Below are 18,219 nucleotides of genomic sequence, written 5' to 3' on the forward strand. Positions count from 1 at the left end.
AACGAAAGGAATCGACATGGCACTGCTCGACCTTCAGACGATGGAGTCCGACGAGACCGCCGCCACGGGCGCCAACAGCACGCTCAGCCTGCTGTCCTGCGTCAGCGCGGCCAGCGTGACCCTCTGTCTCTAAGCACTCCCGCAGGGGCGCCGGGCGGTCTCTCCCACTCGTGGGAGGGCCGCCCGGCGGTCCGTCACCCCCCGTCGGAGAGTTCCCCGATGACGACAACCACCACCCACGACCGACCGGCCCCGGCCGCGGACACCGCCTCGCCGCTGCGCGCGACCGTGCGCCGCACCGGGGCACGCTGCGCGGTCCTGTTCCTGGTCGCCACGGTCTCGACGGGTCTGAGTCTGGCCCTGCCCCTGACCCTGGGGCGGGCTCTCGACGTGCTGCTGGCGCACCCGGACGGCACCGGCGCCATGCGCTGGGTCCTGTGGTGCGCCGGTCTCGTACTGCTGCTCGCCGTCCTCGACGCCGTGGAGACCGTGCTGAGCGGGACCACGAGTGCCCGCGCCACGGCGTGGCTGCGGCACCGGCTGACCGGGCACCTGCTGGCCGTGGGCCCACGGGCCGGGGCGCGTTTCGGGTCCGGGGAGCTGGTGGCCCGGCTGGTGGGCAACGCCGCGCAGGCCGGGACCGCGCCCGCCGCCCTGGCCGCGCTGCTGGCCGCGCTCGCCGGACCGGTCGGAGCGGTGGTTGCGCTCGGCCTGCTCGACCCGTGGCTGGCGGCGGTGTTCCTCGCCGGGGCGCCCCTGCTGGCCCTGCTGCTGCGGACCTTCACCCAGGACTCGTCACGGTGCGTGGCCGACTACCAGGACGCCCAGGGGCGGATCGCCGGTGCGCTCGCGGAGGCGATCGGCGGGTCCCGCACCATCGCCGCGTGCGGGACGGCGGACCGTGAGGTGGCCCGGGTCCTGCGGCCACTGCCCGAGCTCACCCGCGCGGGCCACCGGATGTGGCACGTCCAGGGACGCGCGGCGGCCAGGGCGGTCGCCCTGGCCCCGTTGCTGCAGTTGGGGGTCGTGGCCGTGGCGGGCGTCCTGCTGGTCCGCGGCCGGCTGACGGTGGGCGAGATGCTCGCCGCCTCGCGGTACGCCGTCCTGGCGGCCGGGGTGGGCGTCCTGGTCGGGCAGTTGTCGGGGCTGGTCCGGGCCCGCGCGTCGGCCCGCCGCCTCGGCGAGGTGCTGGCCGAGCCGGTCACGCCGTACGGCAGCCGCCGGCTGCCTCCGGGCCAGGGTCGGCTGGAGCTGCGCGGGGTCACCGCCCGCCGTGGCGGGCGGACCATCCTGGACGGGGTCGACCTGGTCGTGCCCGGGGGCAGCACACTCGCCGTGGTCGGCCGCTCCGGCACGGGCAAGTCCCTCCTCGCGGCCCTCGCGGGACGTCTCACCGACCCCGACGAAGGCACCGTCCTGCTGGACGGCGTACCACTGCCCGACCTGGACCACGACGAGCTGCGCCGCGCGATCGGCTACGCCTTCGAGCGCCCCGCGCTGCTGGGCGACACCGTCGCGGACACGATCGGCTTCGGCGTCCGGCCGGCGCCGCCCGACCGGATCAGGGCCGGCGCCGCCGCCGCCCGCGCGGACTCGTTCGTCCGCCGGCTGCCCGACGGCTACGCCACCCCCAGCCGGGCCGCCCCCCTCTCCGGGGGTGAGCGGCAGCGCCTCGGCCTCGCCCGGGTACTGGCCCGCGACAGCAGGCTGCTCGTCCTCGACGACGCGCTCTCCAGCCTCGACACGGTCACCGAACACCAGGTGGTCGAGGCACTGCTGCACCACTCCCCCGGCAGCACCCGGGTGATCGTCGCCCACCGGGTCTCCACGGCGGCCCGCGCGGACACGGTGGCCTGGCTGGACGGAGGGCGGGTGCGGGCGGTGGGAACCCATGCGCGGCTATGGCGTGAGAAGGGCTACCGGGAGGTGTTCGCGGATGCCGAAGAATGAACGCGCCCGGCGGCGACATGCCAGAAGCTACGGCCTACGCGCGCGGACCGCGATTCCCGCAGGCCGCCAGCACCCGCTCACGCGACCAGGACACCTGCACGACCGCAGCGCACCGACAGCCACCAGGAGGTGATCACGGATGCGCGAGGGTGAGGACGCTCGGCGGCGGCCGGCCGGAAGCTACGGCCTACGCGCGCGTGGACTGCGGTTTCTGCGGCAGCAGCGGCGGGTCGTGGCGCGGCTCGTGCTGTGGTCCCTGCTGGAGACCGCGCAGACCTTCCTCATGGGCTATGCCCTCGCCCGCGCCCTCGACGAGGGGTTCCTGCGCGGCCGGACGGGCGTCGGACTCGGGTGGCTCGGCGTCGCCGCGCTCGCGGTCGCGGTCGGGGCCTACGGCACGGGGCGGGTGTACCGGGCGGTCGCCTCGCTCGTCGAACCGTTGCGGGACCGGCTCGTGGAGCGGGTGGTGGCGCGCGGGGTCCGGGAGGCGGAGGGCGGGGCGCTCTCCGCGCTGACCCAGCAGGTGGAGATCGCCCGGGACACCTTCGCCGGGGTGGTGATGGTCTCCCGTTCGTTCGTCTTCACAGCCGCGGGCGCGCTGATCGGACTGGGCTCGCTGGCCCCGCCCCTGCTGCTGGTGGTCGTGCCCCCGCTGGTCGCCGGCGTGGGCCTCTTCGCGGCGAGCATGCGCCCGCTGGCCCACCGCCAGGAGGCGTTCCTCGTCGCCGACGAACGCCTCGCCGACCGGCTCGGCGACGTCTGCGAGGGACTGCGGGACGTGACCGCGGGAGGCGCGGAGGAGCAGGTGGCGGCCGATGTCGGCGAACGGGTCGAGGCCGAACTGCGGACGGCCCGCTCACTGGCCCGCTGGGGACTACCGCGCGTGGCGTCGATCGCCGTCGGCGGCCAACTCCCCATCGTCCTGCTGCTGCTGACCGCGCCCTGGCTGTTGCGCAGTGGCGTCACACCCGGTGCGCTGGTCGGCGCGCTCGCCTATGTCACCCAGTCCCTGCTGCCCGCCCTCCAGAACCTGGTCCACGGCATGGGCACCAGCGGCTCCCGGCTCGCGGTGGTACTGCGCCGCCTGGTGCCGCCCGGCCCGGCGGCGGAGGGCGGCAGCGGTCCGGACCCCCGCCCCGCCCACACCCCCGCGAGGGCGCCCGCCCTGACCGTCTCCGGCCTCACCTTCGCCTACGGCCCCACCTGTGCGCCCGTGGTGGAGAACCTCACCCTCAGCCTGCCCCCGGGCACGCGGCTCGCCGTCGTCGGCCCCAGTGGCATCGGCAAGTCCACCCTCGTCTCCCTGGCCGCCGGACTCCTCGAACCCCAGCACGGCGCGATCCGGCTGTGCGGGCACCCGGTGCCCGGCGACACCGCCCACGCGCACCGGGTCGTCATACCCCAGGAGGCGTACGTGTTCAGCGGGACGTTCGCCGACAACCTCGGCTGTCTACGGCCGGATCCCGTGCCCGAGTCCGAACTGCTGGCCGCCGCCGAGGCGGTCGGGCTCGCCCCGCTCCTCGCCCGGCACGGCGGACCCGGGAGCCTGGTCGACCCGGCCGCGCTCTCGGCGGGCGAGCGGCAACTGATCGCGCTGACCCGGGCCTGGCTCTCGTACGCCTGTGTGGCGCTCCTCGACGAGGCGACCTGTCATCTGGACCCGGAGGCCGAGGAACGCGCCGAGCGGGCCTTCGCCTCCCGGGCCGGCACCACCCTGGTCGTGGTGGCGCACCGGATCGCCTCGGCGCGCCGCGCGGACCGTGTCCTCGTCATGGACGGCCGGCGCTGCGCGTACGGGACGCACGACGAACTGCTGGAGCGCTCGTCTCTCTACCGGGACCTGGTGGGCAACTGGTCGGCGGCGCCGCCGAGGCCGTCACAGCCAGCCCTCGCCCTGCGAGATACGGATGGCGTCGACGCGGTTGCGGGCTCCGGTCTTGCGGGTGATGGCCGCCATGTAGTTGCGCACGGTCCCGTGGGACAGGTGCAGGCTGCCGGCGATCTCCGCGACGGACGACCCCTCCGCGGCGAGTGACAGGACGCTCAGCTCACGCGGGGTGAGCGGAATCTGGGTGGCTCTGAGGAAGCCGAAGCCGAGCGAGTCGTCGACGAAACGTTTCCCCGCGGCGACCTTCCGGATGGCGGACACCAGCCGCTCCGGCGCCCCCTCCCTGTCCTTGTCGACGTAGCCGAGCGCGCCCGCCTCCGCCGCCCGCTTCAGCAGGCCCGGCCTGTCGGCGCTGGCCAGTACCAGCAGCCGTGGGGCGGGTGCGCCCGCCCCACGGTCCCGTAACTCGCCCAGCGGCGGTATGCCGTAGGTGTCCAGGCTCTCCAGGTCGGCCGCGCAGACATCGGGCCGCAGCGAACGCACTCTGCCCGCGGCGCTGTGCCAGGAGGCGTCGGACACCCCTAGGTCGGACTCTCTGCTCAGCCACTCCGCCAGGACCGATCGCATCAGACACGCGTCGTGCACCAGAAGTACTCGGATCACTGCCGCTCCTTCACTCGCATCGGCCCGGGTTCACCGCTGTCGCGTGTGCCCCCTTTTCGGCTTCCGCCTCTTGCCGCGTCTCCAGGGCGTGCAGAACTGGCCAACAGGATGCGCGGGGCGCACACGTGGGGCTTTACACGCCGGACATGTGTGTCCACCGCGGGGACACGAGCCGGGACGGCAGAGGTGTCCAGCACGGATCCTTCCTGCCGCGGCCGTCGGCCCCTGGGTGTGCCGGAGCCCGCTCGCCGTGCGCGAAGGGCCGAGTGGACAGAGCCTTGAGTCGGAAGTACCCGGCCCGGCGAGGAGGTGGCCCCGATGGCCGATGGACGGGCCTCCGCGCGCGGACGGCCGGGGGGAGACGCCCGCTCGGCCTCGTTCGGGAAGCCGCTGCTGTCACTGGCGCTGGCGGGGATGATGGAGGACGTCCGGGCCCTCGCCGGCGGGGTGTATCTGCTGGCCCCCGGCGGGTCGGTGCTGGAGATGGCCGTCATGGCGGGGCTGCCCCGGGCGTTCGCGGCACCCTGGGAGCGGGTCGGGATCGGCTCACCGGTCCCCGTCGCCGAGGCCGCGCGCGAGCGGCGGTTCATCTGGGTGGGCGGCGAGGAGGACATGGCCCGGCGGTATCCGCGGGTCGCCGTCGTGCTGCCCTACCCCTTCGCCCTGGCCGCCGTACCGGTGGCGACCGCCTCGACGGTGTACGGGTCGATCTTCGTGACCTGGCCCGGGTCGCACCCGCCGGAGCTGTCGGACCGGGAGCGGGAGCGGCTCAGCTCGGCCTGCGACCGGCTGGCGCTGCGTCTGGAGCGCGCCGCGGCCGAGCACCGTCAACTGCGGCCCGAGAGGGATCTGCTGGCCATCTCGCCCGAGGCGCCCACGGCCGACCCCCTCGGCACGGTCGAGGCGGCACGGATGGTGGCGCGGCTGCCGTACGGGCTGTGCTCGCTGGACCTGCACGGGCGGGTCCGTTTCGTCAACGAGGCCGCCGCGGGCCTGCTGGGTGTCCCCGCGAGCGCTCTGCTGGGCACCCAGCTGTGGGCGCTGCCCTGGCTCGACGATCCGGTGTACGAGGACCGCTACCGCGCCGCGCTGTTCAGCCTGCATGTCACCTCGTTCGTGGCGCTGCGGCCGCCCGGCGACTGGTTGTCGTTCCGGTTGTATCCGAGCGCGACCGGGCTGAGCGTCCGTATCACCCGGGCGCGGGCGGTGGCCGAACTGGACCGGGCGGGGCGCAGACCGGGCGGCCCGTCCAGCCTGGTCACGATCTCGCAGGTGCTGTCCCTGGCGGGGGCCCTCACCGAGGCGGCGAGCGTCCAGGATGTCATCCAGCTGGCCGCGGACGAGATCATGCCGGCGGCCGGCTGTCAGACGCTCGTACTGCTGGGCTCGCAGAGCGGGCGGATGCGCGTGGTGGGGCATCGCGGGTACGCCGACCCAGAGCTCGTGGAGCGGTTCGACGGGTTGCCTCGGACCGCGCAGACCCCGGGGAACCAGGTCCTCACCACCGGTGTGCCCGCCTTCTTCGAGTCCCGGGGGGAGCTGGAGCGGGCGTATCCGGCGGTGCGGGAGATGTCCGGTCCGACGGCGGCCTGGGCGTTTCTCCCGCTGATCGCGTCCGGACGTCCGGTGGGCACCTGTGTGCTGGGCTACGCCGAACAGCACGCGTTCCCCGCCGACGAGCGCGCCGTCCTGACCAGTCTCGGCGGCCTGATCGCCCAGGCTCTGGAGCGGGCCCTGCTGTACGACGCCAAGCACCGGGTCGCGCACGGTCTCCAGGCCGCCCTGCTGCCGAGCTCCCTGCCGTCGCTGCCCGGCTTCGAGGCCGCCGCGCGCTATCTGCCCGCCACCCAGGGCATGGACATCGGCGGCGACTTCTACGACCTGGTGTGCTCGCACGGGCGGGCCTCGGCGGTGATCGGGGACGTCCAGGGGCACAACGTGACGGCGGCCGGCCTGATGGGCCAGATCCGTACGGCCGTACGGGCGTACACGACCGTCGGTCAGGCGCCGGAGGAGGTCATGAGCAGCACCAACCGGCTGTTGATCGACCTCGGCACCGAGCTGTTCGCGAGCTGTCTGTATCTACGGCTCGATCCGGGCACCGGCCGGGCCGTGATGGCCCGTGCGGGGCATCCGCAGCCGTTGCTGAGAGACCCGGACGGGCAGGTACGGGTGCTCGACCTGGCCGGGGGTCCCCTGCTGGGGATCGACGCCTCGGCCACGTACCCGCCGACCGAGGTAGAGCTGTTGCCGGGCTGTGTCCTCGCCCTGTACACCGACGGGCTGATCGAGTCCCCGGGCGTCGACATCGACGAGACGCTGGCCGCCCTCGGCCGGCGGCTCGCGGCGAACGGGGACCGGCCGCTGGACGAACTGGCCGACGGGCTGGTCGAGTTCGGCGCGAGGGTGACGGACCGGGTGGACGACATCGCGCTGCTTCTGCTGAGGGCGCGGGCGGAGAACTGACGGACGCGCCACGGGAGCGGCGCCCGCGCTGATGGGCCGCCGCCCGCCACAGCCCCGCGCACGCGGAACGGTCCGGCCCTCCCGCCGGAGGGCCGGACCGTGTCAGTGGCGGCCGGGACTACTGGTGTTACCGGTGTGGCCGGTCAGTGGTTGTCGTTGTTCTCCAGGCCGGTGCCGTCGTCCGCGCCGTTGCCGGTCTGGTCGTCGACGCCGCCGAGTTCGTCGCCGCCGACCTCTTCACCGAGTCCGGGCTCTTCGCTCGCACCGGCCTCCGCACCGGCGCCGGCCTCTTCACCAGCGCCGGCCTCCTGACCAGCGCCGGCCTCCTGACCAGCACCGGCCTCCTGACCCGCGCCGGGCACTTCGCTCGCACCGACCTCTTCACCGAGTCCGGGGTCTTCGCTCGCACCGGCTTCCTCACCGGCGCCCGCCGCCGCACCAGCGCCCGCGCCCGCACCGGCGTCGCCCGCGCCGAGGGTCGCGCCGACGGCAGCCAGGGCCGTGGTGACCGGCTGGAAGAAGGTCTCGCCGCCGACCGTGCAGTCGCCGCTGCCGCCGGAGGTCAGGCCGACCGCGCCGCCGTCCTGGGTGAACAGCGAGCCGCCGCTGTCGCCGGGCTCCGCGCAGACGTTGGTCTGGATGAGGCCGGTGACCGTGCCCTCGGCGTAGTTCACGGTGGCGTCGAGGCCGGTGACCTCGCCGTCGTTGAGGCCCGTCGTGGAGCCCATACGGAAGACCTGCTGGCCAACCGCGGCCTCGGCGGCCTGGAGGATGTCGACGGTCTGACCGTTGCCGACGTCGACGGTGCTGGCCGCCACGGTCGCCGGGTCGTTGTACTTCACGAGTGCGAAGTCACCGTCGCCCGGGAAGGTGGCCGTCTCGACGGTGGCGATGGGTGCGCCGCCCTCCGTGTCCGACCACTCGGCCGCGGCCACACCGCAGTGTCCGGCGGTCAGGAAGCCGGGGGTGCCGTCGCCCGTCACCACGTTGAAGCCGAGGGAGCAGCGGGCACCGCCGCCGAAGATGGCGTCGCCGCCCTCCACGAACGTCTTGAAGGTGCCCTCGGTCTTCTTGATCGTCGCCATGCCCGAGCCGAGGCTCTTGACGGTCGACTCGATCGTGTTCCAGTTGGCGCCCGTGACCGTGCTGTCCGCGGTGACCTGGATCTTGTTGGTCCGGGGGTCGAGGGCCCAGGCGGTGCCCGGGATGGTCGCCTCGGTCTTCAGCGTCTGCGCGCCGGCCTTCAGCTCGGCGATGCTGTTGTCGACCTCGCGGACGGCGGCACCGGCCTTCTTGGCCTGGATGATGACGTTGTTGTTGTCGCCGTCGACGACGTTGATGACCAGCTGCTGCTTGTCGGCGTCGTAGTAGGAGCCCGCGAAGGCATCCCCGAGCAACTGCTGCAGCTGCGAGGCCAGATCGGAGGCATCCGTCGCCTTCAGGGTCTTCGGAGCCGCGCTGTCCGCAGCGTCGGTCTGGGACGCCATGGCGTTGGGCAGCAACAGTGCCGCCGCTCCGATCGCCGCGACACTGCCCACCGCTATCGCGGCCTTACGCTTCGGAACTCGCTTGTGACTCAACTTCTGACCTCCTGCGGGGCGGGGTCTTAGCCGCCGATCGTTCATCGGCGACCGACTGGGGCGCCTGGATGGCTGTAGGTACGGACGGGTTGCTCGGGGCGTTCAAATTATTTGCCAACTCCCTTTGCGAAACAGCGAATCGGCCATTGCCCGGGCCTGACCGACGGCTGCCGGGAACAACCACCCATATGCCGATGACGCCCGCCGAACCGGACAGGATCCTTTTCCCCTGCTTCGCGCCCCGGGCGTCCGGTCCCGGCCGGCCGGCCGACGAGCCGGACGAGCCCCGCACGATGCCGCGAATCCCCTGGTCGGCACCGCGCCGGAGCAGACACCGACGGCCGCCGCAGGACACTCTCGGGCGTGATCGCGGTGTCGGCGACGCGGGGGTCTTCGCCCTCATGACGACGGGCCGACGGGCCGACGCAATTCCCGCGCGCGGCGACCGGATCCGATGTCGTGGTCGAGGCGGCAGTCGCGGCCCGCGCAAGCGCGGTGCACCTGCTCGCGGACCGAGTTGACACACAGGAGACGCACAGAAAAGCACTTTCCGTAATCGCGTCATGGCGTTGCGTCGGTCGATCCATCGCGAATCCCGGCTCCAGGGAATCTGCACAGCGAATACGCAGCCAGGTCACCGCATACGACGGTTCCGCACATGCGCTCGTCACACACCACGCCTTTGGTGGCGGAATGTTCGATTCCGCCGTGTACCGGTGACCGACGCGCGTGCCCGGCCGCAAGAGGGGAAGTGCACCGAAGCCGTGCGCCATGTGAAGAAGTCGCCGCCAAGGCGTGCGCACACCCTCACCGTGTGGGGCCCGAGGGTCTCAAATGCCCTGGTGAGGCGGTTGGTTGATTGGAAGCGGGCTGTGCGGTCGTGCTTTGATCCATCGCATCGCAGGGGCCGCCGAGGTTCCGGAAACGAGCCTGGGTGGCCCTGCGGTCGCGGTCGTCGTCTGCCCCACCAGAGAGGGCCGCTCCCCCCTTGTGAAGCCCCCTATGAAGGGAAGTTCCATCATGAACTCCACCCCCCAGGTTGAGACCGCCGAGCTGTCGGACTCCGCTCTCGACGCCGTCTCCGGCGGTCTGTCCCTGCACGCCGTCGGCACCGTCACGAACCTGGTGGACAGCGTTGCCCCCGGCGCGCTTCCGCTGGTCGGCACGGTCACCGGCACGGTCGAGGGCCTCACCGGCGTGAACACCGGTGCGGTCACCGGCCTGGTCGCCGGTCTCTGATCGACGCCTTGCGCCGCTGAGTCCCGGAACCGTTTCCCGGTTCCGGGACTCTCGGGTGTCCGGGCGCTCCGCTGGATGTGCGGTTCGTCTGCCGCGGGCCGGTGGGGGGGGCTGGTCGCTCCCCCTTCTCGGCGGAGCCGCGTGTCGATACAGTCCCGCGCCTCTTCGGGACGCGATTTCCGCACCCGACTTCACCAGGTCCGCTCGGACCAGTCGGCTCACCGCCGGAATTCATCCGCTCGCAGATGAGGGAAAGTCCCGTGCAGTTCCGCCAACAGGCCCTCGCCAAGCTCCAGTCGGCCGAGGAGCTGGACCTTCCGGTGCGCTTCGCTCGCCCCCAGGGCTGGCTGGTCCTCACTGTCACGGTCGTCGTCATGGCCGCCGCGTCCGTGTGGGCGGTCACGGGATCCGTCTCCTCCGCGGTCAGCGCGCCCGCCATCCTCACGCACGGGGAGGGCAGTTACGTCCTGCAGAGCCCCGTCTCCGGCCAGATCACCGCGGTCCTCGCCGAGGAGGGCGCCCGGCTGCCCGCCAACTCCCCTGTGCTGAAGGTCCGTACGGCCTCCGGGGAGTCGCTCGTCCGCTCGGTCGCCGCGGGCCGGCTCACCGCGCTCGCCGCCACGATCGGCCAGATCGTCGGCACGGGCACGAACATCGCGGCCATCGAGAAGGTCGCCCGCGCGAGCGACCCGCTGTACGCGACGGTGTACGTCCCGGCCGAGAGCGCCGCCACGATTCCCGCGAACGCGGCCGTCGACCTGACCGTCCAGACCGCACCCACCCAGCAGTACGGGGTGCTGCGCGGCCATGTGAAGTCGGTGGACCGCGCCGCTCAGACCGAGCAGCAGATCGGCGCGTTCCTCGGTGACAGCCAGCTGGGCGAGCAGTTCACCAAGAAGGGCCGGCCGGTCGCCGTGCTGGTGAAGCTGGACAGGTCGTCGGCCACGAAGAGCGGTTACCGGTGGTCCTCTGCCGAGGGGCCGCCGTTCGCGCTCACCTCCATGACCCTGGCCTCGGGCTCGATCCGGCTGGCCGACCAGCGTCCCGTCGATTGGCTGCTGCCGTGAGTGCCGCACCGAACTCCCGGGCCAGGCGCCGCTCGGCGTCGCCCCGTCGCACGGTCCCCAAAGGCGGCGGCACGTCCGTGCGCACGCCGACCGTTCTCCAGATGGAGGCCGTGGAGTGCGGCGCGGCCTCGCTCGCCATGGTCCTCGCCCACTACGGGCGGCACATCCCCCTCGAAGAGCTGCGCATCGCCTGCGGCGTCTCGCGGGACGGCTCGCGCGCCAGCAACCTCCTGAAGGCGGCCCGGAGTTACGGTCTGACGGCCAAGGGCATGCAGATGGACACGGCCGCGCTCGCCGAGGTGAACGCGCCCGCGATCCTGTTCTGGGAGTTCAACCACTACGTCGTCCTCGACGGCTTCGGGCGACGCCTCGGCCGGCGCGGGGTGTACGTCAACGACCCCGGCAAGGGACGCCGGTTCGTGCCGATGGAGGACTTCGACTCCAGTTTCACCGGTGTCGTCCTCGTCATGGAACCGGGCCCCGACTTCGAGCGCGGCGGGCGCAGGCCGGGCGTCCTGGGGGCCATGCCGGCCCGGCTGCGCGGCACTTCGGGCACGATGCCCGCCGCGATCCTGGCGAGTCTGCTGCTGGTGGCGGTGGGCGCCGCGATGCCCGCGCTCAGCCGCACCTACATCGACACGTTCCTGATCGGCGGGCAGACCTCGATGCTGGAGGTGCTGTTCGCGTCGATGGGCGCGTGCGTGGCACTGACCCTCGTGCTGACCTGGCTGCAGCAGGCGAACCTGCTGCACGGCCGCATCGTCTCCTCGACCCTGAGCAGCGCCCGCTTCCTGCGCCATCTGCTGCGCCTCCCGGTCACCTTCTTCTCCCAGCGCAGTCCGGCCGACCTGGTCCAGCGTCTCCAGTCGAACGACGCGGTGTCGGAGACGCTGGCCCGCGACCTGGCGGCGGCGGGCGTCGACGCGATCGTCGTCGTGCTGTACGCCGTGCTCCTCTATACGTACGACCCGCAACTGACGGCCGTCGGCATCGGCGTGGCGCTGCTCAACATCGTGGCCATGCGGGTGGTGATCCGGCTGCGCGCGACCCGTACCGCCAAACTGCGCGCGGACACCGCCCGGTTGACCAACACCGCCTACTCCGGGCTCCAGTTGATCGAGACGATGAAGGCGACCGGCGGCGAGGAGGGCTACTTCCGCAAGTGGGCCGGACAGCACGCGACCACGCTGGAGGAGCAGCAGCGGCTGGGGGTGCCGAGTGCCTGGCTGGGGGTGGTCGCGCCGACACTCGCGACACTGAACAGCGCGCTGATCCTGTGGATCGGCGGGCTGCGGGCCGTCGAGGGCCATATGTCGGTGGGTCTGCTGGTGGCCTTCCAGGCCCTGGTCGTGCGGTTCACCGCGCCCCTCACCCGGCTCAACGGTGTGGCGGGCCGTATCCAGGACTTCGCGGCGGACGTGGCGCGGCTCAAGGACGTCGAGAACTTCCAGGCGGATCCGCTGTACGCCCGCCCGGGCGGCGGCGACTCGACCCGCCGGCTGCACGGCCATGTCGAGCTCCAGAACATCACCTTCGGCTACAGCCCGCTCGACCAGCCTCTGCTGTCGGGCTTCGACCTGACCGTCGGTCCGGGTCAGCAGGTGGCGCTGGTGGGTGGCTCCGGCAGCGGCAAGTCGACCGTCTCCAGGCTGATTTCGGGCCTGTACGTGCCCTGGGAGGGCGTCATCCGGATCGACGGGCAGCGTCTGGAGGACATCCCGCGCGGAGCCCTGGCGGCATCGGTCTCCTTCGTCGACCAGGACGTGTTCCTCTTCGAGGGCAGCGTCCGCGACAACGTGGCGCTGTGGGACCCGTCGATCCCGGACGAGTCGGTGGTGGCGGCCCTGGAGGACGCCGCGCTCTACGACGTCATCACGCGCCGGCCGGGCGGTATCCACAGCCGGGTCGAGCAGGACGGGCGGAACTTCTCCGGCGGACAGCGCCAACGCCTGGAGATCGCGCGGGCGTTGGTGCGCAACCCCAGCATTCTCGTCCTCGACGAGGTGACCAGCGCGCTGGACGCGGAGACCGAGCAGACCGTGATCGACAACCTGCGCAGGCGCGGCTGCGCCTGTGTGGTGATCGCCCACCGGCTCTCCACCGTGCGCGACAGCGACGAGATCGTCGTCCTCCAGCACGGCACGATCGTGGAACGCGGGCGGCACGACGCCCTGGTGGCGGCCGGTGGGGCGTATGCCGAGCTGGTCAGGGAGCGATGAGATGACAACCGTTCACCGGAGTGATGTCGATATCGTCCTGGCCGCACTCGGGCAGATGGGGACACGCCTCGACCTGTCCGGACGAAACCGCCTCGACCTCGAAGGCCCGCAGGTGCTGTGGCTGGTCGCGTCCGGCGCGCTCGACCTGTACGCGGTGGACGCCGTGGAACAGGGCCAGTGGCACCACATCGGCCGGCTGGAGGCGGGCGCCCTGCTGCTCGGCCCGGTCACCGGACCGGACCACACCCTGGTCGCCCGCCCGGTGCACGACTGCGTGGTGCACCGCATCGGCCTGCGCGAGCTCCATCAGCCGCCGGGCACCGAGACCTGGTCGTACGACGAGTACGGCAACGCCCAGTACGTGCCCCCGGCGACCAGCCCGCTGGAGTACGCCCTCGCCCTGGGCGTCGGGCGCGGCCTGTCCGTCCTCTTCCAGGCGCCGATGGCCTCGGAACGGGCCGCCGCGCCGACCGACGACGACGTGTTCTGGATGCAGGTCCCACCGGGCAGCGTGCGGTACGGGGCACTGTACGGCGCGGAGGCAGCCGCCGACCTGCTGATGGACCCCGGGGTCTGGCAGGGCATGGTCGACCAGCAGCACCGGCTGCTCGCCACCCTCGACCGGTGGATCGAACAGCTTGAACGCGGCCATGAGACCCGTACGGCGGCCGGTATCAAGGCGGGCGAGGCCGTCCGGGCCCAGGCCGACCGGACGCTGCTGGCGTCGATCGGCAGGCCGTCGGCGAAGCGTACGACCGCCGCCGACGCCGATGCCACGTACGCGGCCTGCGAGCTGGTCGCCGAGGCGGCCGGGATCACGCTCGCCGAGCCGGCGCGGAGCGGCACCGAGAGCGACCGGCTCGACCCGGTCGAACGGATCGCGCTCGCCTCCCGCGTCCGCACCCGGGCCGTCCGGCTCGACGGCCGCTGGTGGCACGACAACGTGGGCCCGCTGATCGGTCACCGAAGTCTGTCGGGCGCACCGGTCGCGCTGCTGTGGCGACGCGGCGGATACGTGGCCGTACAGCCCTCGTCGGGGCGCGAGACGCCGGTGGAGAAGGCGAACGCGGCGGAGTTCGAGGAGCGGGCGGTGATGTTCTACCGCCCGCTGCCCGAACGCGGAATGAGCCCGCTGCGACTGCTCCGGTTCAGCATGGGCGGCAGCCGGGGCGATGTGGTGAACCTGCTGCTGAGCAGCCTGGTGACGATCGCGATCGGCGCGCTGGTGCCCGTGGCCACCGGCAGGGTGCTCGGCGAGTTCGTGCCGAAGGCGCAGACCACGCTGATCGTCCAGTTCTGTCTGGCGGTGATGATCAGCAGTGTGGTGGCGGCGGCGTTCACCCTGCTGCAGAACCTCACCCTGCTCCGGATGGAGGGCCGGATCGAGGCGACGCTCCAACCGGCCGTCTGGGACCGGCTGTTGCGGCTGCCGACCAAGTTCTTCACCGAGCGCTCGACCGGTGAGCTGGCCAGTGCGGCGATGGGTATCAGCGCGATTCGCAAGCTGCTGGCGGGAGTTGCCCCCGTCGTCACGCAGTCGGTCACGGTCGCGGCGATGAATCTGGGCCTGCTTCTCTGGTACAGCGTACCGATGGCGCTGGCGGCGGTCGGCATGCTCGTGGTGATCGCCGCCGTGTTCCTGGGGCTCGGGCTGTGGCAGGTGCGCTGGCAGCGGCGGCTGATCACGCTCTCCAACAAGCTGAACAACCAGGCCTTCCAGACCCTGCGCGGCCTGCCCAAGCTACGGGTCGCGGCAGCCGAGAACTACGCGTACGCGGCCTGGGCGGGCGAGTTCGCGCGCAGCCGCGAGCTGCAGCAGAAGGTCGGCCGCATCAAGAACCTCACGACCGTGCTGGGCGCGGTGTACCTGCCGGTCTGCACCCTGGTGATGTTCATGCTGCTCGCGGGTCCGGCGCGCGGCGAGATGTCCGCGGCGGCCTTCCTCACCTTCAACACCTCGGTGACGATGCTCCTGACCTCGGTCACCCAGCTGACCGGCGCCTTCGTCTCCGGCGTGGCCGCGCTCCCGCTGTACGAGGAGATCAAGCCGGTCCTTGAGGCGACCCCCGAGGTACGCGTCGCGAGCACCCGGCCGGGCGTGCTGACCGGCGCAATCGAGGCCCGCCGCCTCTCCTTCCGCTACGCGGACGACGGGCCGCTCGTCCTGGACGACGTGTCCTTCCAGGTGCGGGCGGGCGAGTTCGTGGCGATCGTCGGCCCCAGCGGCTGCGGCAAGTCGACGCTGCTGCGCCTGCTGATCGGCTTCGACAGACCGGTCTCGGGCAGTGTGCTGTACGACGGCCAGGACCTGGGCGCGCTCGACCAGTCGGCCGTACGGCGCCAGTGCGGTGTCGTCCTCCAGCACGCCCAGCCGATGACGGGTTCGATCCTGGACGTCATCTGCGGCACCGAGCCGTACACGCCGGAGGAGGCGATGGCCGCCGCCGAGATGGCGGGCCTGGCCGAGGACATCAGGCGGATGCCGATGGGCCTGCACACCATCGTCCAGGGCAGCGGCGCGATCTCCGGCGGCCAGCGGCAGCGGCTGATGATCGCCCAGGCGCTGATCCGCAGGCCGCGCATCCTCTTCTTCGACGAGGCGACCAGCGCCCTGGACAACGAGACCCAGCGCACGGTCATCGAGAGCACCCGCGCGCTGAACGCCACCCGGATCGTGATCGCGCACCGTCTGTCGACGGTGCTGGACGCGGACCGGGTGATCGTGATGGAGGACGGCAAGGTCGCCCAGCAGGGCCCCCCGGCCCAACTGCTGGCGGACACCGGCGGACGGCTGCACGAACTGGTGCGACGGCAGCTGGCGTAGGCGACGGACGTCGCCGGGACACCGGCGGGGCGACAGCGGCCGGCGGAGTCCCGGCGAACCGGCGAAGAAGCCGCGCCCGGGGTCGTCGTCGGGGAGGACGTTCACGGCGGGCGGCTCGTGGGCGATGAGGCCCACCAGGCACTCCGGGTGGCGCGCGGCCAGGGTCAGACCGATGATCGCGCCGCCGCTGTTGCCGACGACCAGGGCCCGGCCGCCCGCGAGTTCGTCGACGAGCTCGCGGGCGTCGGCGGCCTGCCGGGACAGTGCCATGAGGGCGGTGCCGCCACCTGTGCTGCGGGAGTTGCCGCGCCGGTCGTAGGTGATCACCGTGAAGGCGTCGGCGAGGCCCTCGGCGATCCCGGAGCAGTAGCCGGCGTCTCCCCCGGCGCCGCTGATCATCAGCAGGGCCGGACCGGCCCCGCGTACCTCGTAGTACAGCTCGGCCCCGTCGACCGTCGCCCTGCCGCTGCGCACGTCCGCACATCCTCCCTAGCGATACTTTCCCGTATCGATACTTTGCCGTTTCGATGAAAGTGGTCTAATCTCAAGAGGCGAGAGTACGAAACCGTTTCGTTTACATACTCGTAACCTCTGGTCTTCTTCGCCTTTCGTCACCACTCGTCGCTCCACTCACGAGCGACCTTCCCTGGAGTGTGCTCAGATGCCGCAGTCCCTCACCGAAGGCGCCCCGAAGGGCGTCACACACGACACGGACCAGGGATCCGCCGCGCCGAACGCGAAGCGGTGGTGGATCCTCGCGATCATCGGGATCGCGCAGCTGATGGTCGTCCTCGACGCCACCATCGTGAACATCGCGCTCCCCTCCGCACAGGCCGACCTCGGCTTCTCCGACGGCAACCGCCAGTGGGTCGTCACCGCGTACGCACTGGCCTTCGCCTCCCTGTTGCTGCTCGGCGGCCGGATCGCCGACCTGTTCGGCCGCAAGCCCGCCTTCCTCATCGGTGTCGCCGGATTCGCCGGCGCCTCCGTCCTCGGCGGCGCCGCGAACGGCTTCGAGATGCTGGTCGTCGCCCGGGCACTCCAGGGTGTCTTCGGCGCGCTGCTCGCGCCCGCCGCACTCTCGCTGCTCAACACGACATTCACCGACGCGCGCGAAAAGGCCCGCGCGTTCAGCGTGTACGGCGCGATCGCCGGGGCCGGCGGCGCGGTGGGCCTGCTGCTCGGCGGCCTGCTGACCGACGCGCTCGACTGGCGCTGGACGCTGTACGTGAACCTGGTCTTCGCCGTAGTGGCCTTCGTGGGCGGCTGGATGCTGCTGAGCAACCACCGTGACGCCGCCAACTCCAAGATCGACGTCCCGGGCACGCTACTGGTCTCCGCCGGTCTCTTCTCCGTCGTCTACGGTTTCTCCAACGCCGAGTCGCACGACTGGAGCTCGCCGCAGACCTGGGGCTTCCTGATCGCGGGCGTCCTGCTCCTCGCGGCGTTCACCCAGTGGCAGACCCGCGCCAAGCACCCGCTGCTGCCGATGCGCGTCCTGCTCGACCGTGACCGTGCGGCCTCTTTCCTCACGGTGCTGATCTCCGGCGCGGCGATGTTCGGCGTCTTCCTCTTCCTCACCTACTACCTGCAGCTGAACCTCGGCTTCAGCCCGACCAAGACCGGCCTGGCCTTCATGCCGATGATGGCGGCCCTGATGGTCGCGGCCCAGGTGTCGACCACCATGCTCGTGCCCCGCTTCGGGCCCAAGATCATCATCCCGGCGGGCTTCGCTCTCGGCGCGGCCGGCATGGTCTGGCTGACCGGTATCGGTGTCGGCTCGTCCTTCAGCACCGCCGTGCTCCCGCAGCTGCTGGTCATCGGTGCGGGCATGGGCGCCATCATGCCGCCCGCGATGCAGCTGGCCACCAGCGGCATCGGCGCCGAGGACGCGGGAGTGGCCTCCGCGACGGTCAACACCATGCAGCAGGTGGGCGGTTCGATCGGCACGGCACTGCTGAGCACGCTCGCCGCGAGCGCCGCGACCAACTACCTGTCCGGCCGGAACGCGGCCGACAAGCTGGTCCAGGCCCAGTCGACGATCGAGAGCTACACCACCGCCTTCTGGTGGTCGGCGGGCTTCTTCGCCGCGGGCGCCCTGATCACCTTCCTGCTGTACCGCCCCGGTGTCCCGGCCCAGGACGAGAACGCCGCACCGGTCGTCCACATGTGATCCACCCGGGTTGCCGAGGCCGAGGGGCCGCCGTCCGTAGGGAGACGGCGGCCCTTCCGGCTGTCGAGGCACACCCGATGCACTAAATGCACAGTGCACGGAATGTCAATGAAAACGGCGGCAATTCACCTTGTCGAGTGAATTAGATCTTGTGGACGGCGTGTCAGGGATGGTCCGGACCCAGTCGGGGTAGCTACCTAGATCGAATGC

General features: G+C 71.9%; 10 protein-coding genes and 2 pseudogenes. 9 read left to right on the plus strand and 3 right to left on the minus strand.

Annotation, left to right across the window (positions count from 1 at the left end; all coding sequences use genetic code 11):
• The first annotated feature begins 16 nt into the window (after nucleotides 1-16).
• The 3 genes and pseudogenes from ACW4TU_RS02915 to ACW4TU_RS02925 form a co-directional block, all read left to right on the plus strand.
• Nucleotides 17-133, plus strand: coding sequence for a SapB/AmfS family lanthipeptide (locus tag ACW4TU_RS02915; RefSeq protein ID WP_329267574.1), 117 nt, complete (start codon nucleotides 17-19; stop codon nucleotides 131-133).
• Between the two features lie 86 nt (nucleotides 134-219).
• Nucleotides 220-1,950, plus strand: a complete 1,731-nt coding sequence (locus ACW4TU_RS02920) for an ABC transporter ATP-binding protein (RefSeq protein ID WP_457424300.1) — start codon at nucleotides 220-222, stop codon at nucleotides 1,948-1,950.
• Nucleotides 1,951-2,992: 1,042 nt separating this feature from the next.
• A pseudogene (locus tag ACW4TU_RS02925) lies at nucleotides 2,993-3,538 on the plus strand (ATP-binding cassette domain-containing protein); the annotation flags it as partial.
• 288 nt (nucleotides 3,539-3,826) lie between these two features.
• Here ACW4TU_RS02925 and ACW4TU_RS02930 read toward each other — a convergent pair.
• The gene (locus tag ACW4TU_RS02930) at nucleotides 3,827-4,441 is read right to left on the minus strand and encodes a LuxR C-terminal-related transcriptional regulator (RefSeq protein ID WP_457424302.1); all 615 of its coding nucleotides are present in this window, start codon (nucleotides 4,439-4,441) and stop codon (nucleotides 3,827-3,829) included.
• Nucleotides 4,442-4,759: 318 nt separating this feature from the next.
• Between ACW4TU_RS02930 and ACW4TU_RS02935 the strand changes: the two genes are divergently transcribed.
• Nucleotides 4,760-6,907 carry a PP2C family protein-serine/threonine phosphatase gene (locus ACW4TU_RS02935; RefSeq protein WP_457424304.1) on the plus strand — a complete coding sequence of 716 codons (2,148 nt, stop codon included), beginning with the start codon at nucleotides 4,760-4,762 and terminating at the stop codon, nucleotides 6,905-6,907.
• A 143-nt stretch (nucleotides 6,908-7,050) separates the two neighbouring features.
• Here the strand turns inward: ACW4TU_RS02935 and ACW4TU_RS02940 are convergent, their stop codons facing one another.
• A complete protein-coding gene (locus tag ACW4TU_RS02940) occupies nucleotides 7,051-8,487 on the minus strand; it encodes a S1 family peptidase (protein ID WP_457424306.1) in 1,437 nt (478 codons plus the stop codon).
• Nucleotides 8,488-9,507: 1,020 nt separating this feature from the next.
• Here ACW4TU_RS02940 and ACW4TU_RS02945 point away from each other — a divergent pair.
• The 4 genes from ACW4TU_RS02945 (at nucleotide 9,508) to ACW4TU_RS02960 (ending at nucleotide 15,836) form a co-directional block, all read left to right on the plus strand.
• Nucleotides 9,508-9,726 carry a type A2 lantipeptide gene (locus ACW4TU_RS02945; protein WP_457424308.1) on the plus strand — a complete coding sequence of 73 codons (219 nt, stop codon included), beginning with the start codon at nucleotides 9,508-9,510 and terminating at the stop codon, nucleotides 9,724-9,726.
• Nucleotides 9,727-9,986: 260 nt separating this feature from the next.
• A complete protein-coding gene (locus ACW4TU_RS02950) occupies nucleotides 9,987-10,793 on the plus strand; it encodes an HlyD family efflux transporter periplasmic adaptor subunit (protein WP_457424310.1) in 807 nt (268 codons plus the stop codon).
• Between the two features lie 101 nt (nucleotides 10,794-10,894).
• Nucleotides 10,895-13,012 carry an NHLP family bacteriocin export ABC transporter peptidase/permease/ATPase subunit gene (locus tag ACW4TU_RS02955; RefSeq protein ID WP_457430677.1) on the plus strand — a complete coding sequence of 706 codons (2,118 nt, stop codon included), beginning with the start codon at nucleotides 10,895-10,897 and terminating at the stop codon, nucleotides 13,010-13,012.
• 1 nt (nucleotide 13,013) lies between these two features.
• The gene (locus ACW4TU_RS02960; protein WP_457424312.1) at nucleotides 13,014-15,836 is read left to right on the plus strand and encodes an NHLP bacteriocin export ABC transporter permease/ATPase subunit; all 2,823 of its coding nucleotides are present in this window, start codon (nucleotides 13,014-13,016) and stop codon (nucleotides 15,834-15,836) included.
• A 168-nt stretch (nucleotides 15,837-16,004) separates the two neighbouring features.
• Here the strand turns inward: ACW4TU_RS02960 and ACW4TU_RS02965 are convergent.
• Nucleotides 16,005-16,235, minus strand: a pseudogene (locus tag ACW4TU_RS02965) (alpha/beta fold hydrolase); the annotation flags it as partial.
• Nucleotides 16,236-16,497: 262 nt separating this feature from the next.
• On the opposite strand from ACW4TU_RS02965, the gene ACW4TU_RS02970 reads away from it, so the two are divergent.
• The gene (locus ACW4TU_RS02970) at nucleotides 16,498-18,009 is read left to right on the plus strand and encodes an MFS transporter (protein ID WP_457424314.1); all 1,512 of its coding nucleotides are present in this window, start codon (nucleotides 16,498-16,500) and stop codon (nucleotides 18,007-18,009) included.
• Nucleotides 18,010-18,219 lie beyond the last annotated feature (210 nt).

The organism is Streptomyces kryoterrae, from assembly GCF_054072135.1.

Coding starts and splice junctions, on each gene's coding strand:
- ACW4TU_RS02915 (WP_329267574.1), top strand. CDS start 17: ATGGCACTGCTCGACCTTCAGACGATGGAGTCCGACGAGACCGCCGCC.
- ACW4TU_RS02920 (WP_457424300.1), top strand. CDS start 220: ATGACGACAACCACCACCCACGACCGACCGGCCCCGGCCGCGGACACC.
- ACW4TU_RS02935 (WP_457424304.1), top strand. CDS start 4,760: ATGGCCGATGGACGGGCCTCCGCGCGCGGACGGCCGGGGGGAGACGCC.
- ACW4TU_RS02945 (WP_457424308.1), top strand. CDS start 9,508: ATGAACTCCACCCCCCAGGTTGAGACCGCCGAGCTGTCGGACTCCGCT.
- ACW4TU_RS02955 (WP_457430677.1), top strand. CDS start 10,895: ATGGAGGCCGTGGAGTGCGGCGCGGCCTCGCTCGCCATGGTCCTCGCC.
- ACW4TU_RS02960 (WP_457424312.1), top strand. CDS start 13,014: ATGACAACCGTTCACCGGAGTGATGTCGATATCGTCCTGGCCGCACTC.
- ACW4TU_RS02970 (WP_457424314.1), top strand. CDS start 16,498: ATGCCGCAGTCCCTCACCGAAGGCGCCCCGAAGGGCGTCACACACGAC.